A 20268-nucleotide genomic window follows, 5' to 3' on the forward strand; every position below is an offset into this window, starting at 1 on the left:
CAGCCTCACGGCCAGTACCTGATGGATCAATGGACTTGACCAAGTGTCACCTGGTTCACGTTGTGCGCCAGTACGCGCCCGGCGTCGGCGGACTGGAAGACTTTGTCCGCAATCTGACAGAGGCCCAGAAGGGGCGTTTCAAGAGCGTATCAGTCGTGACGCTCGACCGCGTGTTCTCCGATTGGGAAAATCAGTTGCCCGCCAGCGAAGTTATTGACGGGACATCGGTTTACCGTCTGCCTTTTCATGGCAGCCGTCGTTATCCGATCGCGCCACGTATTCTCAAAGCGATTGGTTCTGCGGATCTGGTGCATGTACATGCAATTGATTTCTTTTATGATTTTCTGTCTTTGTCGCGCCTTTGGCACCGCAAGCCTCTGGTTGCAACGACCCATGGCGGCTTCTTCCATACGGATAAGTACCGCCTGTTGAAGAAGGTCTGGTTCAAATCCTTGACGAGGCTCTCAGCGGCCGGATACCGCCGGATTGCGTGTTGCAGCCAGAGTGATCTGGCCCTTTTTCAGGAAATCGCCCCTCTGAAAGCCACATTGATTGAAAACGGGGTTGATCTGCAAAAGTTTGCGGAAGCCAGCTCTCAAGATCCGCGCAAGCACATCGTCACAATCGGCCGGTTCTCAAACAATAAGCGGCTCGGCCGTCTACTTGATGCGGTCAAGGTCCTGGTCGAACGCGATCCGGACTGGAAACTCGATGTGATCGGGGTGGCTTCGGATTGGAGTGTCCAAACGGTTTTGGACGAAGTGTCATCCCGAGGTCTCACGGATCATGTGTCGGTGCTTGCCGGGCTTGAGAACGCGGAAATCAAGACAAGGCTTTCCAGATCGAGCTTGTTTGCAAGTGCATCGGATTACGAGGGCTTTGGACTGGTTCTCATCGAGGCTCTGAGCGCGGGGCTCTTGCCGGTCGTCCACCCGAATGAGGCGTACAAGTCCTTGGCAGCCGAGCATCAGATGGTCCGGCTGGCGGATTATGCCTCCGCGCAAGATGCAGCAGATGCATTTGAGGAAACGCTGGCAAAGCTTCAGCAGGAGCCGTCTTTACGGGAAAATGCGATGGCGTCCGCCCAGATACATGGCTGGGACCGGTGCCGGGACCTCTATGACCAGATGTACCGGGACGCGTTGTCTGTTACGTGAAGTTTGCCGCGCTGGCTGCAGCTTTTTTGCCTTGGCGCTTTTGCCCCGGATCGTACAATTGATGAGCACGGCCAAATCCGTTGAAATCTTAAATTCCGGACAGGGTTTGGTGATTATTCATGTCCTGAAACCCTATAGGATGTCGATACTGAAGGTTACATGCACCAGGCATGGCCTTTTGACGATCTGAAGGATGGCAGCAGGTGCATCCAATGCACATGGAAAATCAGGCGGGACAGCCTCGCGGAATGGATCGCAGGGGCGATGTCGGCTGGCCGGTGCTTGCGCTGGTACTGGCTGCGATCACGTTCAATGGCTTTCTCGCGATCATCAACGCCCATGTGACCACGTTGGGGTTTTGGGACGTCGCGGCAGCAGAGATTTTTATTCTCTTTCTGGGTCTTCTGGTGATCTTGGTAAAAGGCATCCGCGCCGGACAGGTCGCAGTCTTCTTGTTCTTGATCTTCACCCTGGGCATGGCAGCCTATGTGACCCTAATCAACAAGCAGCTTTATATCGATTACTTCCGTAACATACTGATCCTGAGCATTTTTTGCATGCTTGGCTATTACGTCAATGCAGCAACCTTGAAGAAGGTTGTCCTTTGGAGCGTGTCGATTGTGTTTGGGGTGTTGATGTTGGAGGTCTTCTACCTCAATCAATATGGCGACTTGTTCTATCCGGCAAAATACTTTGAAGACACGCGCGGGCTAGAGCAGATTTCTCTGGATGGTACCAAACTGTTTCAGAATGCGCAGCGGGTGCCTGGACGCTTCACATTCGGCATCATCAATCACCGGTCCTCTTCCATTTTTCTGGAGCAGGTGTCGAATGCAAATTTCTCCGGCGTTCTGATGATCTATCTCATCGCCTTGTGGAAACGCTTCTCGGCTATGCAGCTCGGTTTCATCCTGGCGACCATCATTCTGATCATTCTCACGAATGATACGCGGACGATGATCCTGTTCTCGGTGATTTGCCTTACCGGCTACTTTGTATTTCCCAAGCTGCCAAGGCTGTTCGCCCTGATGGTCATGCCGCTGGTCTTGATCGCCGGTGGAATGATTTACCTGCTGATGCCTGACGCTGTCGGGGACAACATCCCGGGACGGATTGTTCTTACGATTACCAAGTTCGGCGAATTGAGCCTTCCGGATGTGCTCGGCTTTGCTGCAGAGACTGCCCCCGCGCAGGCGGATAGCGGCTACATCTATGTTATCGTGATTGGCACGATCTTCAGTCTGATCCTCCTGTGGTTGTTCGTGAGCTTTTATCCAAGGTGCGGATCGGCGGCCGAGCGGCGGTATGCGCATGCCTTGTCCATTTTTATCTTTATGAACTTGCTCATTGGCGGTACCGCAATCTTCTCGATCAAGATTGCAGCGTTGCTTTGGCTGCTTGCAGGTCATCTTGCCCGGGGCGAAACCGTGTCTGAAAATGCCGAAACAGAAGAAATGCGGCACCTGAACCACCCTATTCCAGCCCGCTAGGCGAATGATGCTCATCCAACTTCAATACGCCCGTGCCATTGCTGCCCTGCTCGTTGTGTACTTCCACAGCGTCTTGCAAATGACCAATATCGACCCCGAACTGGACATCTCCGGGATGCTTTTCGGAGAAGCCGGCGTCGATCTGTTTTTCGTCATCAGCGGGTTTGTCATGTGGTACACGACGGCCGGGCGTCCTTCAGACCCGCGGACGTTCCTGCGCCGCCGCGTCGAACGCATTGTGCCGCTCTACTGGTTTTTTACCTTGGCAGCTGCTGCGGTCGCGTTTGCAGCGCCCAGTTTGCTGAAATCCACCCAGTTCGATCTGCAGCATCTTGTTGCATCGCTTCTGTTCTTGCCATGGCCAAATCCTTCATTGACCAGCGGTGAGATCTTGCGGCCAGTTGTTATTCCCGGATGGACCCTCAACTTCGAAATGTATTTCTACCTCTTGTTTGCCGTGACATTGTTCATGGCGGAACGATACCGGATTGCTGCGCTTGCAGGGCTCATGACTCTTGCCGTGATAGTGGTCCATACCGCCGCACCGGAGGGATCACCGGTCCGCTTTTACGGCGACCTCATTGTGTATGAGTTTTTGGCGGGCGTTTGCCTGGCACATCTTTATTTGCGCGGCCGGCTGATGAGCCAAGGTATTAGTGTTGCCATAGGTCTGGCTGCCGCGCTGCTGCTCATCATCATGGACAATGCATCGCCGGATCTGCCGCACGTTCTGGTGATCGGTGTTCCGGCCATGATCGTGATTTACGCCTTGATATCAATTGATTTCAGCAAATTGCCGGAGTGGCGGTTTCTGCATCTTCTCGGAGATGCCTCCTATAGCCTTTACCTGTCTCATGTCTTCGTTCTGGCCGCGCTCAGGACTGTTGTTGTCAAAGTGGTTCCAGAACCCATGCAAGACCCATTCGTTTTTCTTGGGCTTTGCATTGTGGCATCTGTTGTCGTGGCCATTTTCATGTACCACTTGTTCGAGAAACCAGTGGCTGAGTTCTTCCGGCGGCGGCGCAGCGCATGGTTTGAAGCGCAGTCCTGACCCTTCACGCGGACACGGTAGGAGACCGATATGGTCGTTCGGCTGGCGATTAAAAATCCGAGACTTTTGACGACGGGCATTGCCAAAGCCCTGGTGATTTCAGCCTGTGCCTTTGCCGTTCCCTATCAAGCGGCCGCATCGGTTTGCCTGAAGGGAGTTAACTTGTCCGGCGCTGAATATGGTGACAGGGACGGTGTATACGGCACCAACTACAGGTATCCGAGCGAAGCGACCATAAGGTATTTCGCGGATCAAGGCATGAATGTAGTCCGGCTTCCGTTCCGCTGGGCGCGGCTTCAACGTGTTCCGGGTATGCCCTTGGATGAGCAGGAACTGGCCCGGTTGAAAGCATCTGTCGACCTGATCCGCGCCAACGGTATGTCCATTGTTCTGGACCCCCATGACTTCGGTTACTATGAGGACCGGCAGATCGGCAGTCAGGATTTTCCCGCCCGGTTTTTCGCGGACTTCTGGGTCCGGCTAGCCATTGAGTTTTCCGATCAGGACGATGTTGCATTCGGATTAATGAACGAGCCGTATGACATCCAGAATTCCGTTTGGCTGGCAGCGGCCAATCAAGCAATCGCGGGGATCAGGGCAACCGGGGCAGAGAACCTCATACTTGTTCCTGGAACCAACTGGAGCGGTATCACTGGCTGGTGGCTCGACATGACCGGCGGGCCAAACGCCGAAGTGATGGCCAATGTAAAGGATCCGGCTGGAAACTTCGCCCTGGAGGTTCACCAGTATATGGACATTGATTCTTCCGGAACGCACGAAACATGCCCGAATGTTGCCGGAGTGATGGACAGCATGGAGCGGTTCACACAGTGGCTTGACGAAATTGACGGACGGGCTTTCCTGGGCGAATTCGGAGGGTCGAAAGACCCTGAGTGTCTCGCGGGGCTCGAAAAGATGGTCGGCTTCATGGACGCGCATCCAGACCGCTGGATCGGGTGGACATACTGGGCCGCCGGAGACTGGTGGCCGGAATCTGAAGGAAACAACATTCAGCCGACGAGTTCCGGCGACCGGCCGCAGCTTGGCAGCATAATGTCGTCCGGACGCCCGGGAGAACCGGTCTGTCTAACCGGATATTAAGGTTATCAAATTATTGTCGGCGGGATCGGGTTGGCCTCATTCAGGCCGCATCTTTGGCCGATGGAAGGTTGACCGGGGTGCACTGGTGCGGGTCCATCTTTGAAGATTGGGCGCGGATTCGCAGAACGATGGTTTCCAAGGGTTGGATCTAGGTGCAGGACGACTTTGATCAGCAGATCTCCAGGCGGAAATACGCAGCCCGCCCTCCGGTGCGCCGCCCGGCGCGTCCGCAAGCTGATCTTGTTCAGCTCCGCAGCGGCCGGTATGCGCCCTCAGATCGTTTGCAAGTTGTCGAAGCCCCCATTCTTGATTTGCAGATGCTTATCCGCGGGTTCCTGCGGCATTGGATATTGGTTGCGATCTGCATAGTGGCGGGGGTCTTGCTGATATCCGCTTTCTTGATGTCCTTGACGCGCACATACACGGCCGACACGAGCCTTTACTTCGACCCCCGCCAACTCCTGTTCAATGTGACGGGGCAGGCAGACGCTGTTGTCCCTCCGCAAACAATCGAATCCATCATCGACAGCCAAATTCAGCTGTTGCGCTCCGATGCTGTTCTGGAACGGGTCGTGGCCCGGTTTGATCTAGAAGAGGACGCCGAATTCAACAGCGGTGCACGGGCCGGTGATGAAACTTTTGCCGTAGTCTCAGCCTTGAAAGAGGCTGTGTCCACCTACCGCGATGGTGGCAGCTACCTTGTTTCCCTTGGTGTCAAAACAAAGGATCCAATGAAATCGGCGATCCTTGCAAACGGTATCGCGGATGAATTCATTGCTTTCGAGAAGAGCAGTGTTAATCAGGTCTATTCGGGCCTGACAGACGCGCTCACCACCCGGCTCGAGGTGTTGGCCGCCAATGTACGGGCTGCAGATACCGCCGTCGACGAGTTCCGCGCGCAAAACGATCTGGTGACCGCGAAAGGCGATTTGATTTCCGAGGACCGTCTTTTGTCCTTGAATCAGGCCTTGCTAACCGCACAGCAAAAAACAATCGAGGCACAGGCCAACCTGAATGCCGTGTCGACCCTTGACCTGAACAATGCGGTGTCGGGCAACCTAGACAATTCTGTAGCGTCCTCAACGCTGGTTGACCTCAGGCGCCAGTATGCCTCCGCATCTTCGAATGTGGCGAGTCTTGAAGCAGCTTTGGGCGCACGGCATCCCTCCTTGTCGGCTGCGCGTGCGGCGTTGTCGGGTATTCAGTCGCAGATAAGAAGCGAATTGCAGCGTATTGTGGCGGCCGCACAAAGCGAACTTGAGCGGGCGCAGCGTGAGCAGGAAGAAATCAGCAAGGAGCTGCAGACGCAAAAAGCGCTGTCTGTCAGCAACGCTCCGAACCAGGGCATCTTGCAAAAACTGGAGCTGGAGGCCGAAACGGCGCGCTCCCTATATGAAGCGGTCCTGAAGCGGATGCAGGAAAGCACTGAAAATCAGAACATTGGTCTTACCAATGTTCGTATCGTGGCCTACGCGTCCGCACCACTGACCGCAGACGGGCCGGGAAGATTGTCGCTTCTGATTGCAGGCATTGTTGGCGGCGCCCTGTTTGGCTTCACAGTCGCGGCTTTCATAATTGTCGTGCGGCTCTTGTACAAAAGCCCGGCGCTCCGGTCTTACTTCCGCGATCCGGAAACGGCCTGATCTTCGCAGCAAATGCCCATCTTTGAAAAGAACAGGTGTTTCTCGCGCCGGATTAACGATTTCGTGCGCCATCCTTAGGTATTGAGGGGAGCAACCAGACAATCGAATGCAGGCAAAGACGATCTGTCAGCCGGCATGATGGAGCTTCGAAACGAGTGTCACGCCGTTTGGAAAACGATGCTGCGCCGATCCGGAAGGCCGAAATCGGTCCCCTGGCCATTTGCCGGCTTGAAACGGCGGAAGTCGTGCGCATGGTGGAAACATCGGTTGCGGACCGGGCGCGGCTCGACATTGCCATCTGCAACGCGCATACGATCCTGACAGCCTTGAATGACCCGGATTATGCGGCTGTCCTGCAGCAGATGACCCTTTTGAATGACGGGGTCGGCGCCGATCTGGTAGCCCGTATTCTGGAAGGCGAAGGATTTCCCGACAATTTGAACGGCACGGACCTCGTGCCGGAAATTCTTGCGACCGCAAAGATACCCTTAAGACTGTTCCTTCTGGGGGCAAAGGAAGAGCGTGTGCGCGAGGCTAAGGCTCACATAGAGCGGACCTTTCCCAAGCATGAAGTTGTCGGAGTGCGGGACGGTTATTTCGATCCGCATCAGGTGGACCTTGTTTGTGCGGAAGTCAATCAAGCGCGGCCTGACATGCTTCTGATCGCCATGGGCAACCCGAGGCAGGAACAATTTGTGACGGCCCATCGCCAAAGACTGGATGTCCCCGTCACGGTCGGTGTCGGGGCATTGTTTGACTTTATGTCGGGAGCTGTCATCAGAGCGCCCCGATTGGTCAGGGCTGCCCGCCTGGAATGGCTGTTCAGGTTCGCCCAGGAACCAGTGCGCCTGTTTCACCGGTACGTCGTCGGGATCCCCCGGTTTTTCGTCCTTGTAGCGAAACTCAGGCTGGCCAGGTCACGCAAGCAGGCGGGCTAGCTTCTCCAGGACGGCCGAAGGGCTGGATGCGCAGACGGCCTCCGGCAAGAGTGGCCTTTCGATCATGATCACCGGAAGCTGCAACGCGCGGGCAGCAGCGATTTTTGCAAATGACCTTGTGCCGCCGCTGTTTTTGGACACCACGCAGTCGATCCCGTGGCGTTTGAATAGGTCAATTTCCGCCACCACGTCCTGCGAGGGCCTGGAAAGGACTAGGTCCCAGGTGTCCGGCAGCGGCTCCGCCGGTGGTTCGATCATCCGCACGAGGCCATAGATGTCTGTCCTGCCGGTAAACTTGCCGATTTCCTTCCGCCCAACCGCCAGAAACACCCGCCCGCCGGGTCTCAAAGCCTGTTCAGCGGCCGCAACGCCCGGTACACTTTGCCATTGATCCTCTGCTTCAGAAGACCATGCCGGACGTTCCAGCCGCACGAGCGGAACTGAAAGTGCGGATGCGGCCTCAGACGCGGTACGGCTCATTTGAGCCGCGAAAGGGTGTGTGGCGTCGATAATGTGGGTCACGCCTTCCGCGCCCATGAAGGTCTTTAAACCGTCGAGCCCCCCAAACCCGCCAATCCGGGTTCTGACACCCAAATCCGGCAGGTCGCTCACAACGCCTGCAAAGGAGACGGTCAGTCCGGCGTCGGGAAATGTCTCTGGAATGCCCTGAGCAAGTTTACGGGCTTCGAACGTCCCGGCCAAAAGCAGTATATGAGCGGGCTTAACTGTCAAAGGAACATTCACCCAGCACATTGCCCGACCGGTCGCAGATCAGGATTTCGACCTCTATCGGGGCGTCCCGCAGGATCTCCCGGACGGCGGTCTTCGCTCTCCTGGCGAGCGGAGTGCTCAGATCAACTTGCTCGCCCAGAGCTGCATCAAGAACTTCTTTTGCCGTGTTCGCCGTGTCCGTCATGGATATCAGGGACCGGGGAGCGCCGCTGTCTTCCAACAAGGTTTTTAGGAATGAAAAATTCACCGAACTGCGGGCCGAGTGCAGGTCCAGCGCACCATGCGCAAGCTTGGTGAATTTGGCAAAGCCGCCGGAAAGGGTCAGCCGCGGGACAGGATGACTGCGAAGGTATTTCAAAAGACCTCCGGCAAAATCTCCCATATCGAGATAGGCCGCTTCGTCCAGGTGATAGCGATGTCGGATCGCGTCCTCCGACGCCGATCCGGTCGCCCCGGCAACATGCTCAAGACCGGCGGCCCTTGCGACATCAATGCCGCGGTGGATCGAGGCGATCCAAGCGGCACAAGAAAACGGGCGCACAATGCCAGTCGTTCCAAGTACCGACAGTCCACCGACAATGCCAAGCCGCGGGTTCATCGTCTTGAGGGCAAGGTCTTGTCCGCCAGGAATGGCGATTTCGATTTCAACATCGCCCGTGCCGCCAAACTGTGAAGCCGCTTCCTGGATGGCGTTCTGCATCATCTGACGGGGAACCGGATTGATCGCGGGTTCGCCGGGCGGAATGGGGAGGCCGGGCCGGGTGACCGTGCCGACCCCGGCCCCCGCCTTGAAACAAACGCCCGACCCGGACGGCAGCAGACGGACGGTCGAGGTGATCAAGGCACCGTGGGTCACATCGGGATCATCACCGGCATCTTTTGTAATGGAGGCGGTCGCCTCCCAGCCTTCGATCCGGTGCTGCGTGAGCACAAAGTCGGCCCTTGCGCCCTTTGGCAGCGTAATCTCGATGGGATCTGGAAACCGGCCGGTCAGCAAAGCGGTATAGGCAGCCTTCGCCGCCGCCGTCGCGCATGCGCCGGTGGTCCAACCACGCCGTAACTCTTTTGCTTCGTCAGCTGCCATAACCGTTCCTATACTCCAAACGGATAAAACTTGCGCGCCCCGGCGAAGAAATGTCGCATTCAGAAGTGTCCAGTCCGTTGAAGGGCTTGGCGTTGAACGATAAGCCGGATAATGCTGTGACATGATCCGTCCTCGAAACGACCTGCAAATGCCAGACAGCTTGCCCCGCTTTGAAAGCGGGTGGGTGTGGCTGGCCGGTGCCGGCCCCGGAGATCCGGGACTGTTGACGCTGCATGCCCTTAATGGCCTGCGGCAGGCGGATGTCGTTGTGTATGACGCATTGGTGGACAGCAGCATTCTCGACTGGGTGAAACCCGGAGCCATTACGGATTATGCCGGAAAGCGTGGCGGCAAGCCCAGTCCCAAACAGCGCGACATTACCCTGAAGCTGATTGAGTATGCCCGTGCCGGCAAGCGTGTGCTGCGCTTGAAGGGCGGAGATCCATTCGTCTTCGGGCGCGGCGGTGAAGAAGCCCTCGGGCTCGTCGAGGCGGGGATCCCGTTCCGGGTGATCCCCGGAATCACGGCTGGGATCGGCGGTCTGGCCTATGCTGGTATCCCGGCGACCCATCGCGATTGCAATCAGGCTGTGACCTTTCTGACCGGGCATGATCAGACGGGGCTTACTCCGGACGCGGTCAATTGGGACGGAATTGCCAAAGGGTCTCCGGTCATCGTGATGTATATGGCGATGAAACACCTTGAGACGATAGCCGGCAAACTGATAGCCGGTGGACGATCTGTGCATGAACCTGTGGGTATCGTGTGCAATGCCTCCTTGAGCGAACAGCAGGTGTTCGAAACGACACTCGGCAAATGCGCAGCAGAAGCCGCGGAGGTAGGCCTTCAGCCGCCGGCCATCGTGTGTGTTGGCGAGGTGGTGCGTCTCAGGGCTGGCCTCGATTGGCTTGGGGCCTTGTCGGGCAAGGTTCTGGAGAGCGATCCGCTCGGGCTGCGGGCGTCAGGACACGTGGCAGATGCCGGCTAGCGGACCGCAGTCCGGACCAAGCGGATTGTTGATTGCCGCACCGTCTTCGGGGGCCGGAAAAACCACCGTGACGCTGGCGCTCCTGCGGGCCCTGAAGCGGCAAGGTCTGCGCGTTGCCTCGGCAAAATCCGGTCCGGACTATATTGATCCTGCCTTTCATGAAGCTGCGTCCGGCGAGGTTTGCATCAACCTGGATGCATGGGCGATGGACCCGCAAACGCTTCAAGCTCTGGCCGTGTCCCGGTCAAGCGCGAAGGACCTGCTTTTGGTCGAAGGCGCCATGGGGCTGTTTGACGGCGCGGCAAACGGAACCGGATCGGCAGCTGATCTTGCCGCCTCGCTTGGGGTCCCTGTTGTTTTGGTCGTCGATTGTGCGAAACAAGCCCAGTCGGTTGCCGCGCTCGTGCATGGCTTTTTGAGCTTCCGTCCCGACGTGCCGGTCGCCGCCGTCATTCTCAATCGGGTCGGTAGTGCCCGGCACGAGAAAATGCTGAGGGCAGCGCTGGCCGGTTTGCCGGTCAAGGTGATCGGTGCATTGCCGCGTTCAGAGGCGCTCGTTCTGCCCGAACGGCACTTGGGGCTCGTTCAAGCTGGAGAACATCCGCAGTTGGACGATTTTCTCGAGCAGGCCGCTGACACTGTCTCGAACGCGCTTGACCTGGGTCTACTTCGCCAGCTTGCAGCGCCCCTATCCATCACGGCACCTGAACCCCCCAATCTTCCCGATCCGATTGGCCAGAAGATTGCGGTCGCATCGGACATTGCCTTTGCTTTTTCCTATCCGCACCTCCTCAGTCATTGGCAGAACCGCGGTGCAACGCTCGAAACATTCTCTCCTCTCGCTGACGAGAAGCCCGCGAGCACCAGTGATGCGGTTTACTTGCCCGGGGGATATCCCGAGCTTCATGCGGGCCGGCTGGCCGCTGCCTCGGAGTTCAGGGCAGGTATGAGGTCAGCCGCCGATGCAGGGTGCCTGGTTTACGGCGAATGCGGGGGCTACATGACGCTCGGCGACGGACTTGTCGATGCTGAAGGTGTGCGTCATCAAATGCTGGGTTTGCTCCCGCTGGAGACTTCATTCCAGCACCGAAAACGTCATTTGGGCTACCGTGTGGTCGAGCCTCTTGGCGGTTTGCCTTGGGTGGGCAACCTATCGGCCCACGAGTTTCACTATGCCTCTGTCCTGTTTGAAGGGGATGGAGACAGGTTGTTCACGGCGGCTGATGCGGATGGGCAAAAGCTTGATCCGATGGGGCTCCGGCGAGGCCGGGTCATGGGCTCATTCGCCCATGTGATTTCCAATCGTTAGGGCATGCCGGGACATCAGCCGGAACTCAGACTAAGGTGACTAGGCGGCCTGAAGCACGACCAGCTGGCAGAAGATGTCTTCCTTGGTGTGATACGGACTGTGGGTGACTTCAAGAAGCTTGGCGGTCCCGTCAGCCTCCAGCTTTTCCACCTTGTCCTTGAACCCGTCGGCTTCCCAGGCGCTGTCCCGCACGGTCAGTACCAGAGGGGCGCCGGGCTTCAAGATGCGCAAAAGCTCATCAATTCCATCCGGTCCCACATGCCCGTTCGTGAAGACACCTGCGGACACCACCCCCTCATAGGTGTCATCCGCAATCTCGAAGAGCGGCCCGGTCAGATCCGCTTCGTTGAGTTTGCGGTAGGCGCCTTTCTTCCGGGAGTGTTCGAGCATTTCGGGTGTCAGATCGATCCCGTCAATGGTGAGATCGTAGTTGCGTTTGATCAGTTCGATCCCGACCAATCCGGTCCCGCAGCCGGCGTCCAGCACCAGCGCCTCTTTTCCCACATTCTTGACCAGCGCGTCGGCGGCGATCATCGGCGCGACATATCCGATGGAGAGCAGCAGGTCCGTGTCGTATGTCTTCGCCCAGCCGGCATAGAACTCACGGATGGCAAACGGATCCCCGTTCAGGGACACTGCTCTTTGAAGAAGCGGGTTTTCGTCTGCCATGCGTGCCGGTCCCTGAGCTTTGATTGCGTTGCCATCAGCCTATCGGCAGTATGGCGGCAGTGCAAACCTTCCAACGGACCGGCGCTTTGTCAGGACGCTTTCTTTTTCTTCTTGGGGCGCAGCACATGAACATGATCAGCGTCGTAAAGCGCGCTGTCGCGGAAATCTGCGTCCGGTTTCAAGGCATGGCCGACAAAAATGAGCGCGGTCCGGGTGATTTTCGACGCGCGGACCTTCTCTGCGATTGTCGACAAGGTGCCGTGAATGAAAGCCTGATCGGGCCATCCCACCCGGTAGGCAACGATCACCGGGCAGTCAGCGCCATAATGCGGGGTCAATTGGCGCTCGATTTCACGAAGGTTCCGGATGGACAGGTGAATGGCAAGAGTTGCCCCGCTGCGCCCCAGCGTGTCTAGATCCTCATTGTTCGGCATGGCCGAAGACTGCATGGCCGTCCGGGTGACAATCACTGTCTGCGCCACTTCCGGGATGGTCAGCTCGGATTTCAAAGCGGCCGCTGCGGCGGCAAAGGCCGGGACGCCGGGCGTGACGTCATAGTCAATGCCAAGGGCGTCCAGCCGCCGCATTTGTTCCGCAGTCGCACCGTAGATCGACGGATCACCGGAATGGACCCGGGCAACATCATGCCCGGCCGCATGTGCCTTCTGGATTTCGGCAATAATCTCGTCGAGCGTCATGGGCGCCGTATCGATCACCGTTGCGCTTTCCGGCGCGGCGGCAACGATCTGTTCCGGTACCAGAGACCCGGCGTAAAGACAGACCTGACAGCTTTGTATCAGCTTGAGACCGCGCACGGTAATCAGGTCCGGGTCGCCAGGACCTGCGCCTATGAAATGAACTGTCATATGGTTTCTTCCGGGGTTGGTTGCAGGCTGGCGGGATCTTGGTCCTCAGGCGATTGAGCGGGATCTTCTGCGGCCTCTTTGGGCGCGTCGATGCGCTTGGCGTATCCACGGGGCGTGTAGACGAATGGAGAGCCGCTGCCAGTTTGAACGGCTTTCGAGTTGGATGAGCCAACAAGGACCGTCGTCAGCATGTCGACTTCATCGACGGTCAACGCCGTAAGCGTGGTGACACGGATGGTTTCCTCCGGCCGGCCGAGATTGACGCCGAGTACGACGGGGGTTTCCGGCGGACGGTGCTCCAGCAGGATGTCCTTGGCGGCCGCAAGCTGCGTGCGCCGCCGTTTTGAAACCGGATTGTAGAAGGCAATCACGAAATCGCCCTGCGCAGCGGCCTTGAGCCGTTTTTCAATCGCCTCCCAGGGCGTCAGAAGATCCGACAGGGAGATGGCACAAAAATCATGTCCGAGCGGTGCGCCAATGCGGGCGGAGCAGGCCTGCAAGGCGGAAATGCCCGGCGCGTTTGTAACGCTGACGCGCTTTGCGGCATCGGACACGCCGCCATTGCCCGTCTCGCGGTCCAAAAGTTCATAGACCAGCGCACCCATGGCATAGATCCCGGCATCCCCCGACGAGATCAAGGCAACGGTCTTGCCTTTTCCAGCCTCTTCCAGGGCGAACCGGACCCGGTCTTCTTCCGCGCCAAGCGGGAAATTGTGGTGCTTCTTGCCGCTGATGTGCTTTTCAACGATATCGAGATACAGCGAGTAGCCGACGACGTCGCTTGCCTCAGACAGCAGTCTGGTCGCTTCGGGCGTGCGCCAGTCGTCTTTGCCCGGACCGATTCCGATGACCGACAGATGGCCGCGTGCACGGCCCACGGTCTTCGGGTCGACCCAGTCGATCGACCGGGCGATGGCGCATGTCGCATTCGCGGTCTTTTGCTTTTCAACCGCCAGCTTGCCGCTCTGCCCGACAGCTGCGAGCGCGGCCCCTTCGGCAACGCCGTGGCACTTGACCTCGGCATAAACGACCTCAGACGGGTTCTTCAAACGCGGTGTCTGGGTTTCGAGTTCCTCGGCCGTGAACAAGCGCAAGGGGGCATCCAGGTGGTCGGCCAGCGCGTTCATCGCAACTTCGTCGGCCTTCAGGTCAATCGTTGCAACACAGGCAACAGCGCCCTTCGCGATCCCGTTGAGCGCGAGATACGTGTCCACCAGATTGATTAGCTCATCTGGATCGCAGCCCCGCGCGCATCCGGCGCCAACCACATATTTTTGCGGATGAAACACCAGCCGGGTCGGACTGCCGTCCACCGGTTCGTCGGTCGCAAGCAGCGTGATCGCAGCATCATCGCTTTGCGGCAGCTTTGCCTTCTTCAGCCAGTCGGCCGGACCTTCAATCAGGACGGTTGCCCCGGACAGCAGCTCTGCCATGACCGGTTTTGCGTCTTCCGGATTGGCCAGCTTCCAGCCTGCGGGCGGGGCGTCGAGAGCAATCCCGAGGGCCGTATCGCCTGCCGTCGTAATGGCTGCGTGGCCGCCGAGCGCCTTTGCCAGAAGCCGGGCCAGTTCGTTCGCCCCGCGATGCCCGCCAAGAAGCGGGACGATGCTGGACCCGTCTTCTGAAACCGCAATGACCGGAGGCTCCTTCCGCTTGTCGCTGAGCACCGGCGCAAGCGCACGGATGAGAATACCGCTGGCGCAAAAGCCGACGATTGGATGCCCGGCCTGAAACAGCAGCTGGATATGCTCGATGGTTTCGTTGAACTGCGTGTCGGCGGTCGGCACGCGCCCGGCCAGCCCGTGAATGCGGGCGGTGGAAAACCGTTTCGCGATATCTTCAGCCGTATCAAGTCCCGCCTGATTCAGGACGAGAAGGATGGGGGAAGCGTCCAAGCTTCGTCTCCCTTGTAGATGAGGATCATGGAAAAGTAGGGGGCCGTTTCGGCCTTAAGGTCAACCAGCCGGGCGACCTTTTGCCCCGGCAAACTGGCCCGTTCGACATAGCCTGCCTGCTCCAGCAGGCCCATGTCTTTCAAAAGGCTTTTAAGACGTCCCAGATGCCGCCCGACCTTCATGATCGCGACGGCCTGGGCCTCTTCGATTTTGGCGCGGATATCAACATCCGGAAGGGGACCGGGAATGATTGTCAGGACATCATTGCGGGCCGTAAGCGGGCGTTGAAGTTGCGCGGCACAGGCCGTCAGGGATGTCACGCCGGGGACGACCTGGGTCGGAAACTCTTCTGACAGGCGCTCGAACAGATACATGAACGAGCCGAAGAAAAACGGATCGCCTTCGCACAGCGTGACAACATCCTCGCCGGCGCGCAGAACCCCGGCAATTTCGGCGGCGGCCTTGTCGTAGATGTCCTGAGCGGGGAACCGGTCGACCCGCATTGGCACGACAATCGGAATTTCCCGGGCAGATGCGGGAATGATCGCGGCTGCAATCGAACGGGCAAAGCTCTCGCCCGTATCGGGGGCGGGATAGGCGATGACGCGGGCTGACGAAATCAGCCTATGCGCCTTCAAGGTCATGAGGTCCGGATCGCCGGGACCAAGCCCGACACCGTAAAGCGTTCCACTCATGATTTTGTCAGGCTCCATTGGGTGACGGGCATCAGGGGCTGCCAGCCGGTCAGATTGCCGACAGCACGCGCCCTGTGAACGGAGATCTTCTTCAAACCGCCTCCAAATTCCTGAAACGCCTGCAAAAGAATGGCCTCGCTTTCCAGGGTGACGGCATTGGCGACCAGACGGCCTCCCGGCTGCAGGATCTCATGGCATTTTTCCAGAACACCGGGAGTGGTGAGCCCGCCGCCAATAAAGATCGCATCGGGTTGTGGCAAGCCTTGAAGGCCCTCCGGAGCAGTTCCGTCATTCAGCACAAGGTGCGGGACGCCGAGCGCCTGCGCGTTTTCAGCTGCCATCGCCCTGCGGTCCGGATGCGGTTCCAGCCCGATTGCGGAGGTGCGGTCGGCGGCCCGCAGCCATTCAATGGCCACCGAACCGCAGCCCGCGCCAATGTCCCAGAGCACGGCGCCGGGATACGGCTTTAACTCGGCAAGCGTCACCGCGCGGATATCCTGCTTGGTCATCTTGCCGTCATGGTGAAAGGCATCGTCCGGCAGCCCCGGACAGCGGGACCTGAAACGCGTTCCAGTGTCTGGGATCACGTCCAGCGCCACAGTGTTCAGATCTGCCGTGGTGTCGCACCAGTCTGTTGCAGAACTCTGGATCAAGCGCTCTTCAGGACCGCCCAGATGTTCCAAGGCGGTCACTTGGCTGCGTCCAAATCCTTCACTTGCCAGAAGCGTCGCGATGTCACGCGGGGCGCCGCCGTTGCTCGTCAGGGCCAGGATCTTTGCACCCGGATAGAGCATCGAGCGCAACAGGCCGATGGGCCGGCCATGAACGGACACGCAGTCACAGTCCTGGAGCGGCCAGCCCATTTTGGCGGCCGCGAGCTGAAACGCGGAGGGAGAGGGCAGGATCCGCATCTCACCGCGCGCGAACTGGCCGGTCAGCGAGGCACCGACGCCAAACCACATCGGATCTCCGGTTGCCAGGATGGCAACCTGGCGCGGCTTGAGCGTCTTCAGCTCCTCAAAAACATCGGTAAAGGGGCGCGGCCAGCCCCTTTTTTCCGCTGACACGTCACCGGTATGGGCCAGATGGCGGGTGCCGCCATAAACAATATCGGCCCGCTCCAGCGCTTCCTTGCCGCCGGATGCCAGAATGCCGTCCTCGGTCATGCCGATCAGGGTCAGCCAGGGAGTGCTCAAGAGCCCTCCGGTGTGTAACGCTTGATCTTCGGCTTGTCAGACAAGGGTGTAGGCGCCTTGCCGGTCGACGGGGTGATTTGCCGTGACCCGCGCGAAAGGTTTGGGGCAGCACCTGGATGGGACGCGACTGCCTCAGGGGCCCGGCCTCCGCCTGGCTGGGACAGAAACCCGCGTGATCTGAGCGGTTTGTCTGCCCTTACGGATTTCAGGCCGGGTTTGTCTTTACCATCGGCCATGTCAGGCTTCCTCCGGCAGTCCGGCCGCCAGACCGTTGACCGCCGCAGCCGCCATGGCCGATCCGCCGCGCCGTCCACGGATCGTCAAAAACGGGATATCGAAGGGATTTGCAATCAGGGCTTCCTTGGATTCAGCTGCTCCCACGAAACCGACGGGAAACCCGAGGATCAGGCCCGGTTTGGGCCCGCCTGCGGCAATATTTTCGAGCAGATGAAACAGCGCCGTTGGGGCATTGCCGATGGCAACGACCGCACCCTCCAGCTGGTCCGCCCAAAGGTCGATGGCAGCGGCCGAACGGGTGGTGCCGAGCCGCTGTGCAATGTCCGGAACACGCGGATCATTCAGGCTACATACGACATTCGATCCGATGGGCAGCCGGGAGCGGATGAGGCCATGGGCGACCATCTCCACGTCACAAAACACCGGTGCGGAGCGTGCAAAAGCGCTCCGCGCGGCATCGGCCAAATCGCCTGACCAAACCAGGTCCTGTGGCACGTCGATCATGCCGCATGCGTGAATGAGGCGGATGGCAACCGGATGAAGCGCGCTTGGCAAGGCCGACAGATCTGCTTCCGCCCGGACAATGGAAAAGGACTGCCGGTAAATCGCAGCCGGATCCTTCTCATAGGCATATGAAACCTGTTCGCTCACCATCTACATCCATACTTGTGGGCCGGAGAAATTCCGCGCCGGACCAGCCACCGGTTACTGTGTACCCTCGGCAGATGCATCCGCCGGGTCTTTGTCATCGGCTTTATCGCTGGCCTTGTTTGCCTTGGCCTTGCGTCCGGCCCAGGCCGCGGCCCCGGCAACCAGGACAGCTCCGGCAAGGGCCGCAACGCCCACCCAGTGCGAATGCCCCGCGAGTTCACCGATGTGTCCGCCATGTGCAAAGGCAGGTGCCGGTGTGAGCACAGCAAAGCCGAGCAAGGAAACCCGCATAATCATTTTCTCCCCCAGATAATCCGGCCGTGCCGCTAAGGATTGAAGTGAGGTCCATGGCTGGGAGAAGAAAGCAAACACGTCCGCAGCTGGGCCGCTTGGGCGGCCGCTCGGCTCCGGCTGTGGCCGACAGCTCCGGCAGTTACCCCCTGATTGGGTCGGCTCTAACCGGAATCGCTTTCAGTCCCTCGCCAGGACGCCGTCAGATCGCGCGACAATAGAAGAGCCGTTTGGGCTGATCAAGCGGCAAACCGACATGAACTGAAAGTGCAGCGCCATTTGTAAAAACGCGTGGCCGCCGCCAGCGTCCGGAAGGGAGCTTGTAGGATTTTACAGGGGTTGAGAAACACGTTAAAGGAGCCGCACACGCCAGTTGGGTGGGGGCGAACCGTTGCGAACGGGTGATGGAAATTTCAAGAGACTGTGCCGGCAGATCGCATTCTGGATGCTGCTGCCGGTTCTGCTTGTCTCAGCCATCCCCCAGGGCTTTATGCCAGGTGTTCAAGAAGACGGGCACTTTACTGTCGTTCTGTGTACCGCCGATGGTTTCCGGACGGTCACGCTTGACGAGAACGGGCACGAAGTCCCGGGTCCTAACCAAACCGATACCCGGACGCATCATTGCGTTTTCTCGGTTCTCACTGGCCTGGCATTGCCGGTTATTCCGGCCATTTTTCAACGGCAGGCCTCCCAGCCGGACGTGGTCTCCTACCACGGACCAGGCATTGCGCTGCTTGCCCAATCTCCCGGTGCTCTTGGGGCCCGTGCCCCGCCTTCGCGCGTCTGACGTCTTGTTTCACAAAAATATTGAGTTGGACAAACCCGCTGCGGGGACCGCACGGGTGTTGTGAGGGAAACCATGAGCACGACTTCAAGGGGCGCTACAGATGCGTCCGCTTCCACGCGGTTTTATCAGGCTGCCTGGCGCTGGCACTTTTACGCGGGGATCTATGTTGTCCCCTTCCTGATCATGCTGGCCATAACCGGCCTGGCCATGATGTACATTTCGGTTTTCGATGGCCGCGATGGCGAAAAAATCACCGTTCCCGTCACCGGTAATCCGATCAGCATTTCCGAACAGTCCGCTGCCGCCCTTTCCGGGTATTCAGCGGATGCGAAACTTGTGGAATGGATCGGCGCGCCGGCAGAAAACGGAGCATCCGTCTTCCGCGTGCTGGACAATGGCGCCAACTATCTGGTGGCAGTGAACCCATACACGGGAGACGTTATCGAGAGCTGGGTGCGCCGGGATGGCTGGTATGATTTCATGTCGGATATCCATGGCACCTTGCTGATCGGGGACCTTGGGGACCGGTTGATTGAAATTGCGGCCGGCTTTGCAATCGTTCTGATCGTGACCGGCGCCTATCTCTGGTGGCCGCGATCCGGTAGCACGAACCGTTTCGTGCCGGACATGGCCGCAAGGGGCCGGTCCTTATGGAAAAGCCTTCATCAGGTGATCGGCATTTACTGTTCGCTGATCCTGGTGGTTTTCCTCCTGTCCGGTCTTGCCTGGGCCGGGGTTTGGGGCGGCAAGATCGTTCAGCCCTGGAACTCGTTTCCGGCAGAAAAATGGGACAACGTTCCTCTTTCTGACGAAACGCATGCCTCCATGAACCACGGCGCCATGAAGGATGTGCCTTGGGGACTGGCGCAAACCTTGATGCCGGCCTCTGGTTCTGACGCCGGTGTAACAGGTTTGCCGGACGGCACGCCCGTCACGGTGGATACAATCGCGATGCTTGGAAAAGCATTGGGGTATGAGGGCCGTTACCGCGTCAACTTCCCGAAATCGGAAGCAGGGGTCTGGACCTTGTCCCAGGACTCCATGAGCAACGATTCGTCAAACCCGATGGCCGACCGCACCGTTCATGTCGACCAGTACACCGGAAAGATCCTCGCCGATGTAGGTTTTGCCGACTATTCGGCGGTTGCCAAAAGCATGGCGGTCGGGATCGCGTTTCACGAGGGCGATATGGGGCTTTGGAACATCGTGCTCAACACTGTGTTCTGCCTGTCAGTGATCTTCTTGTGCGTGAGCGGGCTTGTCATGTGGTGGATGCGCCGCCCGAAAGGCGCGGCATTGCGGGTCTTTGCCCCGAAAGTGCCGGACAATCTTCCGCACTGGCGCGGAGCTATGATCCTGATGTTGTTCATTTCTCTGGCGTTCCCGCTGGTCGGAATCACCCTGCTGGCCGTGCTGGCCATCGACTATCTCTTGATCGGCCGGATCCCTGCGCTGCGCCGCGCGCTTGGTTAAATGATACCATGGTCT

The 20268-nt window shown here is 58.7% G+C and carries 20 protein-coding genes; 10 read left to right on the forward strand and 10 right to left on the reverse strand.

Annotation, left to right across the window (positions count from 1 at the left end; translation table 11 throughout):
- Positions 1 to 35 precede the first annotated feature (35 nt).
- The 6 genes from E1180_RS08540 (at position 36) to E1180_RS08565 (ending at position 7380) form a co-directional block, all read left to right on the forward strand.
- On the forward strand, positions 36 to 1157 hold the full coding sequence (locus E1180_RS08540) for a glycosyltransferase family 4 protein (protein ID WP_244314006.1): 1122 nt from the start codon (positions 36 to 38) through the stop codon (positions 1155 to 1157).
- A gap of 212 nt (positions 1158 to 1369) precedes the next feature.
- Complete coding sequence (locus E1180_RS08545; RefSeq protein WP_155190759.1) at positions 1370 to 2647, forward strand: hypothetical protein; 1278 nt, start codon at positions 1370 to 1372, stop codon at positions 2645 to 2647.
- Between the two features lie 7 nt (positions 2648 to 2654).
- A complete protein-coding gene (locus E1180_RS08550; protein ID WP_208997019.1) occupies positions 2655 to 3698 on the forward strand; it encodes an acyltransferase family protein in 1044 nt (347 codons plus the stop codon).
- Positions 3699 to 3728: 30 nt separating this feature from the next.
- Positions 3729 to 4799: a glycoside hydrolase family 5 protein gene (locus E1180_RS08555; RefSeq protein WP_155190761.1), complete on the forward strand. Its 1071-nt coding sequence runs from the start codon at positions 3729 to 3731 to the stop codon at positions 4797 to 4799.
- Positions 4800 to 4951: 152 nt separating this feature from the next.
- Positions 4952 to 6442, forward strand: coding sequence for a GumC family protein (locus E1180_RS08560; protein WP_155190762.1), 1491 nt, complete (start codon positions 4952 to 4954; stop codon positions 6440 to 6442).
- Positions 6443 to 6597: 155 nt separating this feature from the next.
- Positions 6598 to 7380: a WecB/TagA/CpsF family glycosyltransferase gene (locus E1180_RS08565; protein ID WP_208997020.1), complete on the forward strand. Its 783-nt coding sequence runs from the start codon at positions 6598 to 6600 to the stop codon at positions 7378 to 7380.
- Here E1180_RS08565 and E1180_RS08570 read toward each other — a convergent pair.
- Together E1180_RS08570 and E1180_RS08575 are read right to left on the reverse strand one after the other, a co-directional pair.
- The gene (locus E1180_RS08570) at positions 7360 to 8112 is read right to left on the reverse strand and encodes a cobalt-precorrin-6A reductase (RefSeq protein ID WP_155190763.1); all 753 of its coding nucleotides are present in this window, start codon (positions 8110 to 8112) and stop codon (positions 7360 to 7362) included. The genes E1180_RS08565 and E1180_RS08570 overlap by 21 nt on opposite strands.
- A complete protein-coding gene (locus E1180_RS08575; RefSeq protein WP_155190764.1) occupies positions 8102 to 9196 on the reverse strand; it encodes a cobalt-precorrin-5B (C(1))-methyltransferase in 1095 nt (364 codons plus the stop codon). The genes E1180_RS08570 and E1180_RS08575 overlap by 11 nt, the downstream gene beginning before the upstream one ends.
- 121 nt (positions 9197 to 9317) lie before the next feature.
- Between E1180_RS08575 and cobA the strand changes: the two genes are divergently transcribed.
- Together cobA and E1180_RS08585 are read left to right on the forward strand one after the other, a co-directional pair.
- A complete protein-coding gene (cobA, locus tag E1180_RS08580; protein WP_155190765.1) occupies positions 9318 to 10184 on the forward strand; it encodes a uroporphyrinogen-III C-methyltransferase in 867 nt (288 codons plus the stop codon).
- Complete coding sequence (locus E1180_RS08585) at positions 10174 to 11493, forward strand: cobyrinic acid a,c-diamide synthase CobB (protein WP_155190766.1); 1320 nt, start codon at positions 10174 to 10176, stop codon at positions 11491 to 11493. Before cobA ends, E1180_RS08585 begins: the two co-directional genes overlap by 11 nt.
- Positions 11494 to 11532: 39 nt before the next feature.
- Here the strand turns inward: E1180_RS08585 and E1180_RS08590 are convergent, their stop codons facing one another.
- From E1180_RS08590 to E1180_RS08625, 8 genes are all read right to left on the reverse strand, one after another.
- The gene (locus tag E1180_RS08590) at positions 11533 to 12162 is read right to left on the reverse strand and encodes a class I SAM-dependent DNA methyltransferase (protein WP_155190767.1); all 630 of its coding nucleotides are present in this window, start codon (positions 12160 to 12162) and stop codon (positions 11533 to 11535) included.
- Positions 12163 to 12251: 89 nt separating this feature from the next.
- Positions 12252 to 13028: a precorrin-4 C(11)-methyltransferase gene (gene cobM, locus E1180_RS08595; RefSeq protein ID WP_155190768.1), complete on the reverse strand. Its 777-nt coding sequence runs from the start codon at positions 13026 to 13028 to the stop codon at positions 12252 to 12254.
- The gene (cobJ, locus tag E1180_RS08600; RefSeq protein WP_155190769.1) at positions 13025 to 14923 is read right to left on the reverse strand and encodes a precorrin-3B C(17)-methyltransferase; all 1899 of its coding nucleotides are present in this window, start codon (positions 14921 to 14923) and stop codon (positions 13025 to 13027) included. The genes cobM and cobJ overlap by 4 nt, the downstream gene beginning before the upstream one ends.
- Complete coding sequence (cobI, locus tag E1180_RS08605) at positions 14893 to 15618, reverse strand: precorrin-2 C(20)-methyltransferase (protein ID WP_196220566.1); 726 nt, start codon at positions 15616 to 15618, stop codon at positions 14893 to 14895. The genes cobJ and cobI overlap by 31 nt, the downstream gene beginning before the upstream one ends.
- Positions 15615 to 16814 (reverse strand): precorrin-6y C5,15-methyltransferase (decarboxylating) subunit CbiE, encoded by a 1200-nt coding sequence (gene cbiE, locus E1180_RS08610; protein WP_244314007.1) that lies wholly within the window; start codon positions 16812 to 16814, stop codon positions 15615 to 15617. The genes cobI and cbiE overlap by 4 nt, the downstream gene beginning before the upstream one ends.
- Positions 16811 to 17050, reverse strand: a complete 240-nt coding sequence (locus E1180_RS08615) for a hypothetical protein (protein WP_155190771.1) — start codon at positions 17048 to 17050, stop codon at positions 16811 to 16813. The genes cbiE and E1180_RS08615 overlap by 4 nt, the downstream gene beginning before the upstream one ends.
- A 1-nt stretch (position 17051) precedes the next feature.
- The gene (locus tag E1180_RS08620) at positions 17052 to 17705 is read right to left on the reverse strand and encodes a precorrin-8X methylmutase (protein WP_155190772.1); all 654 of its coding nucleotides are present in this window, start codon (positions 17703 to 17705) and stop codon (positions 17052 to 17054) included.
- A 51-nt stretch (positions 17706 to 17756) separates the two neighbouring features.
- On the reverse strand, positions 17757 to 17993 hold the full coding sequence (locus E1180_RS08625) for a DUF6732 family protein (RefSeq protein ID WP_244314008.1): 237 nt from the start codon (positions 17991 to 17993) through the stop codon (positions 17757 to 17759).
- Positions 17994 to 18384: 391 nt separating this feature from the next.
- Between E1180_RS08625 and E1180_RS08630 the strand changes: the two genes are divergently transcribed.
- Together E1180_RS08630 and E1180_RS08635 are read left to right on the forward strand one after the other, a co-directional pair.
- Positions 18385 to 18780 (forward strand): DUF2946 family protein, encoded by a 396-nt coding sequence (locus E1180_RS08630; protein ID WP_196220567.1) that lies wholly within the window; start codon positions 18385 to 18387, stop codon positions 18778 to 18780.
- A 72-nt stretch (positions 18781 to 18852) separates the two neighbouring features.
- Positions 18853 to 20253: a PepSY-associated TM helix domain-containing protein gene (locus tag E1180_RS08635; protein WP_155190775.1), complete on the forward strand. Its 1401-nt coding sequence runs from the start codon at positions 18853 to 18855 to the stop codon at positions 20251 to 20253.
- Positions 20254 to 20268 lie beyond the last annotated feature (15 nt).

The sequence above is a fragment of the Roseibium denhamense genome, assembly GCF_009711415.1.
GTDB lineage: Bacteria > Pseudomonadota > Alphaproteobacteria > Rhizobiales > Stappiaceae > Roseibium > Roseibium denhamense.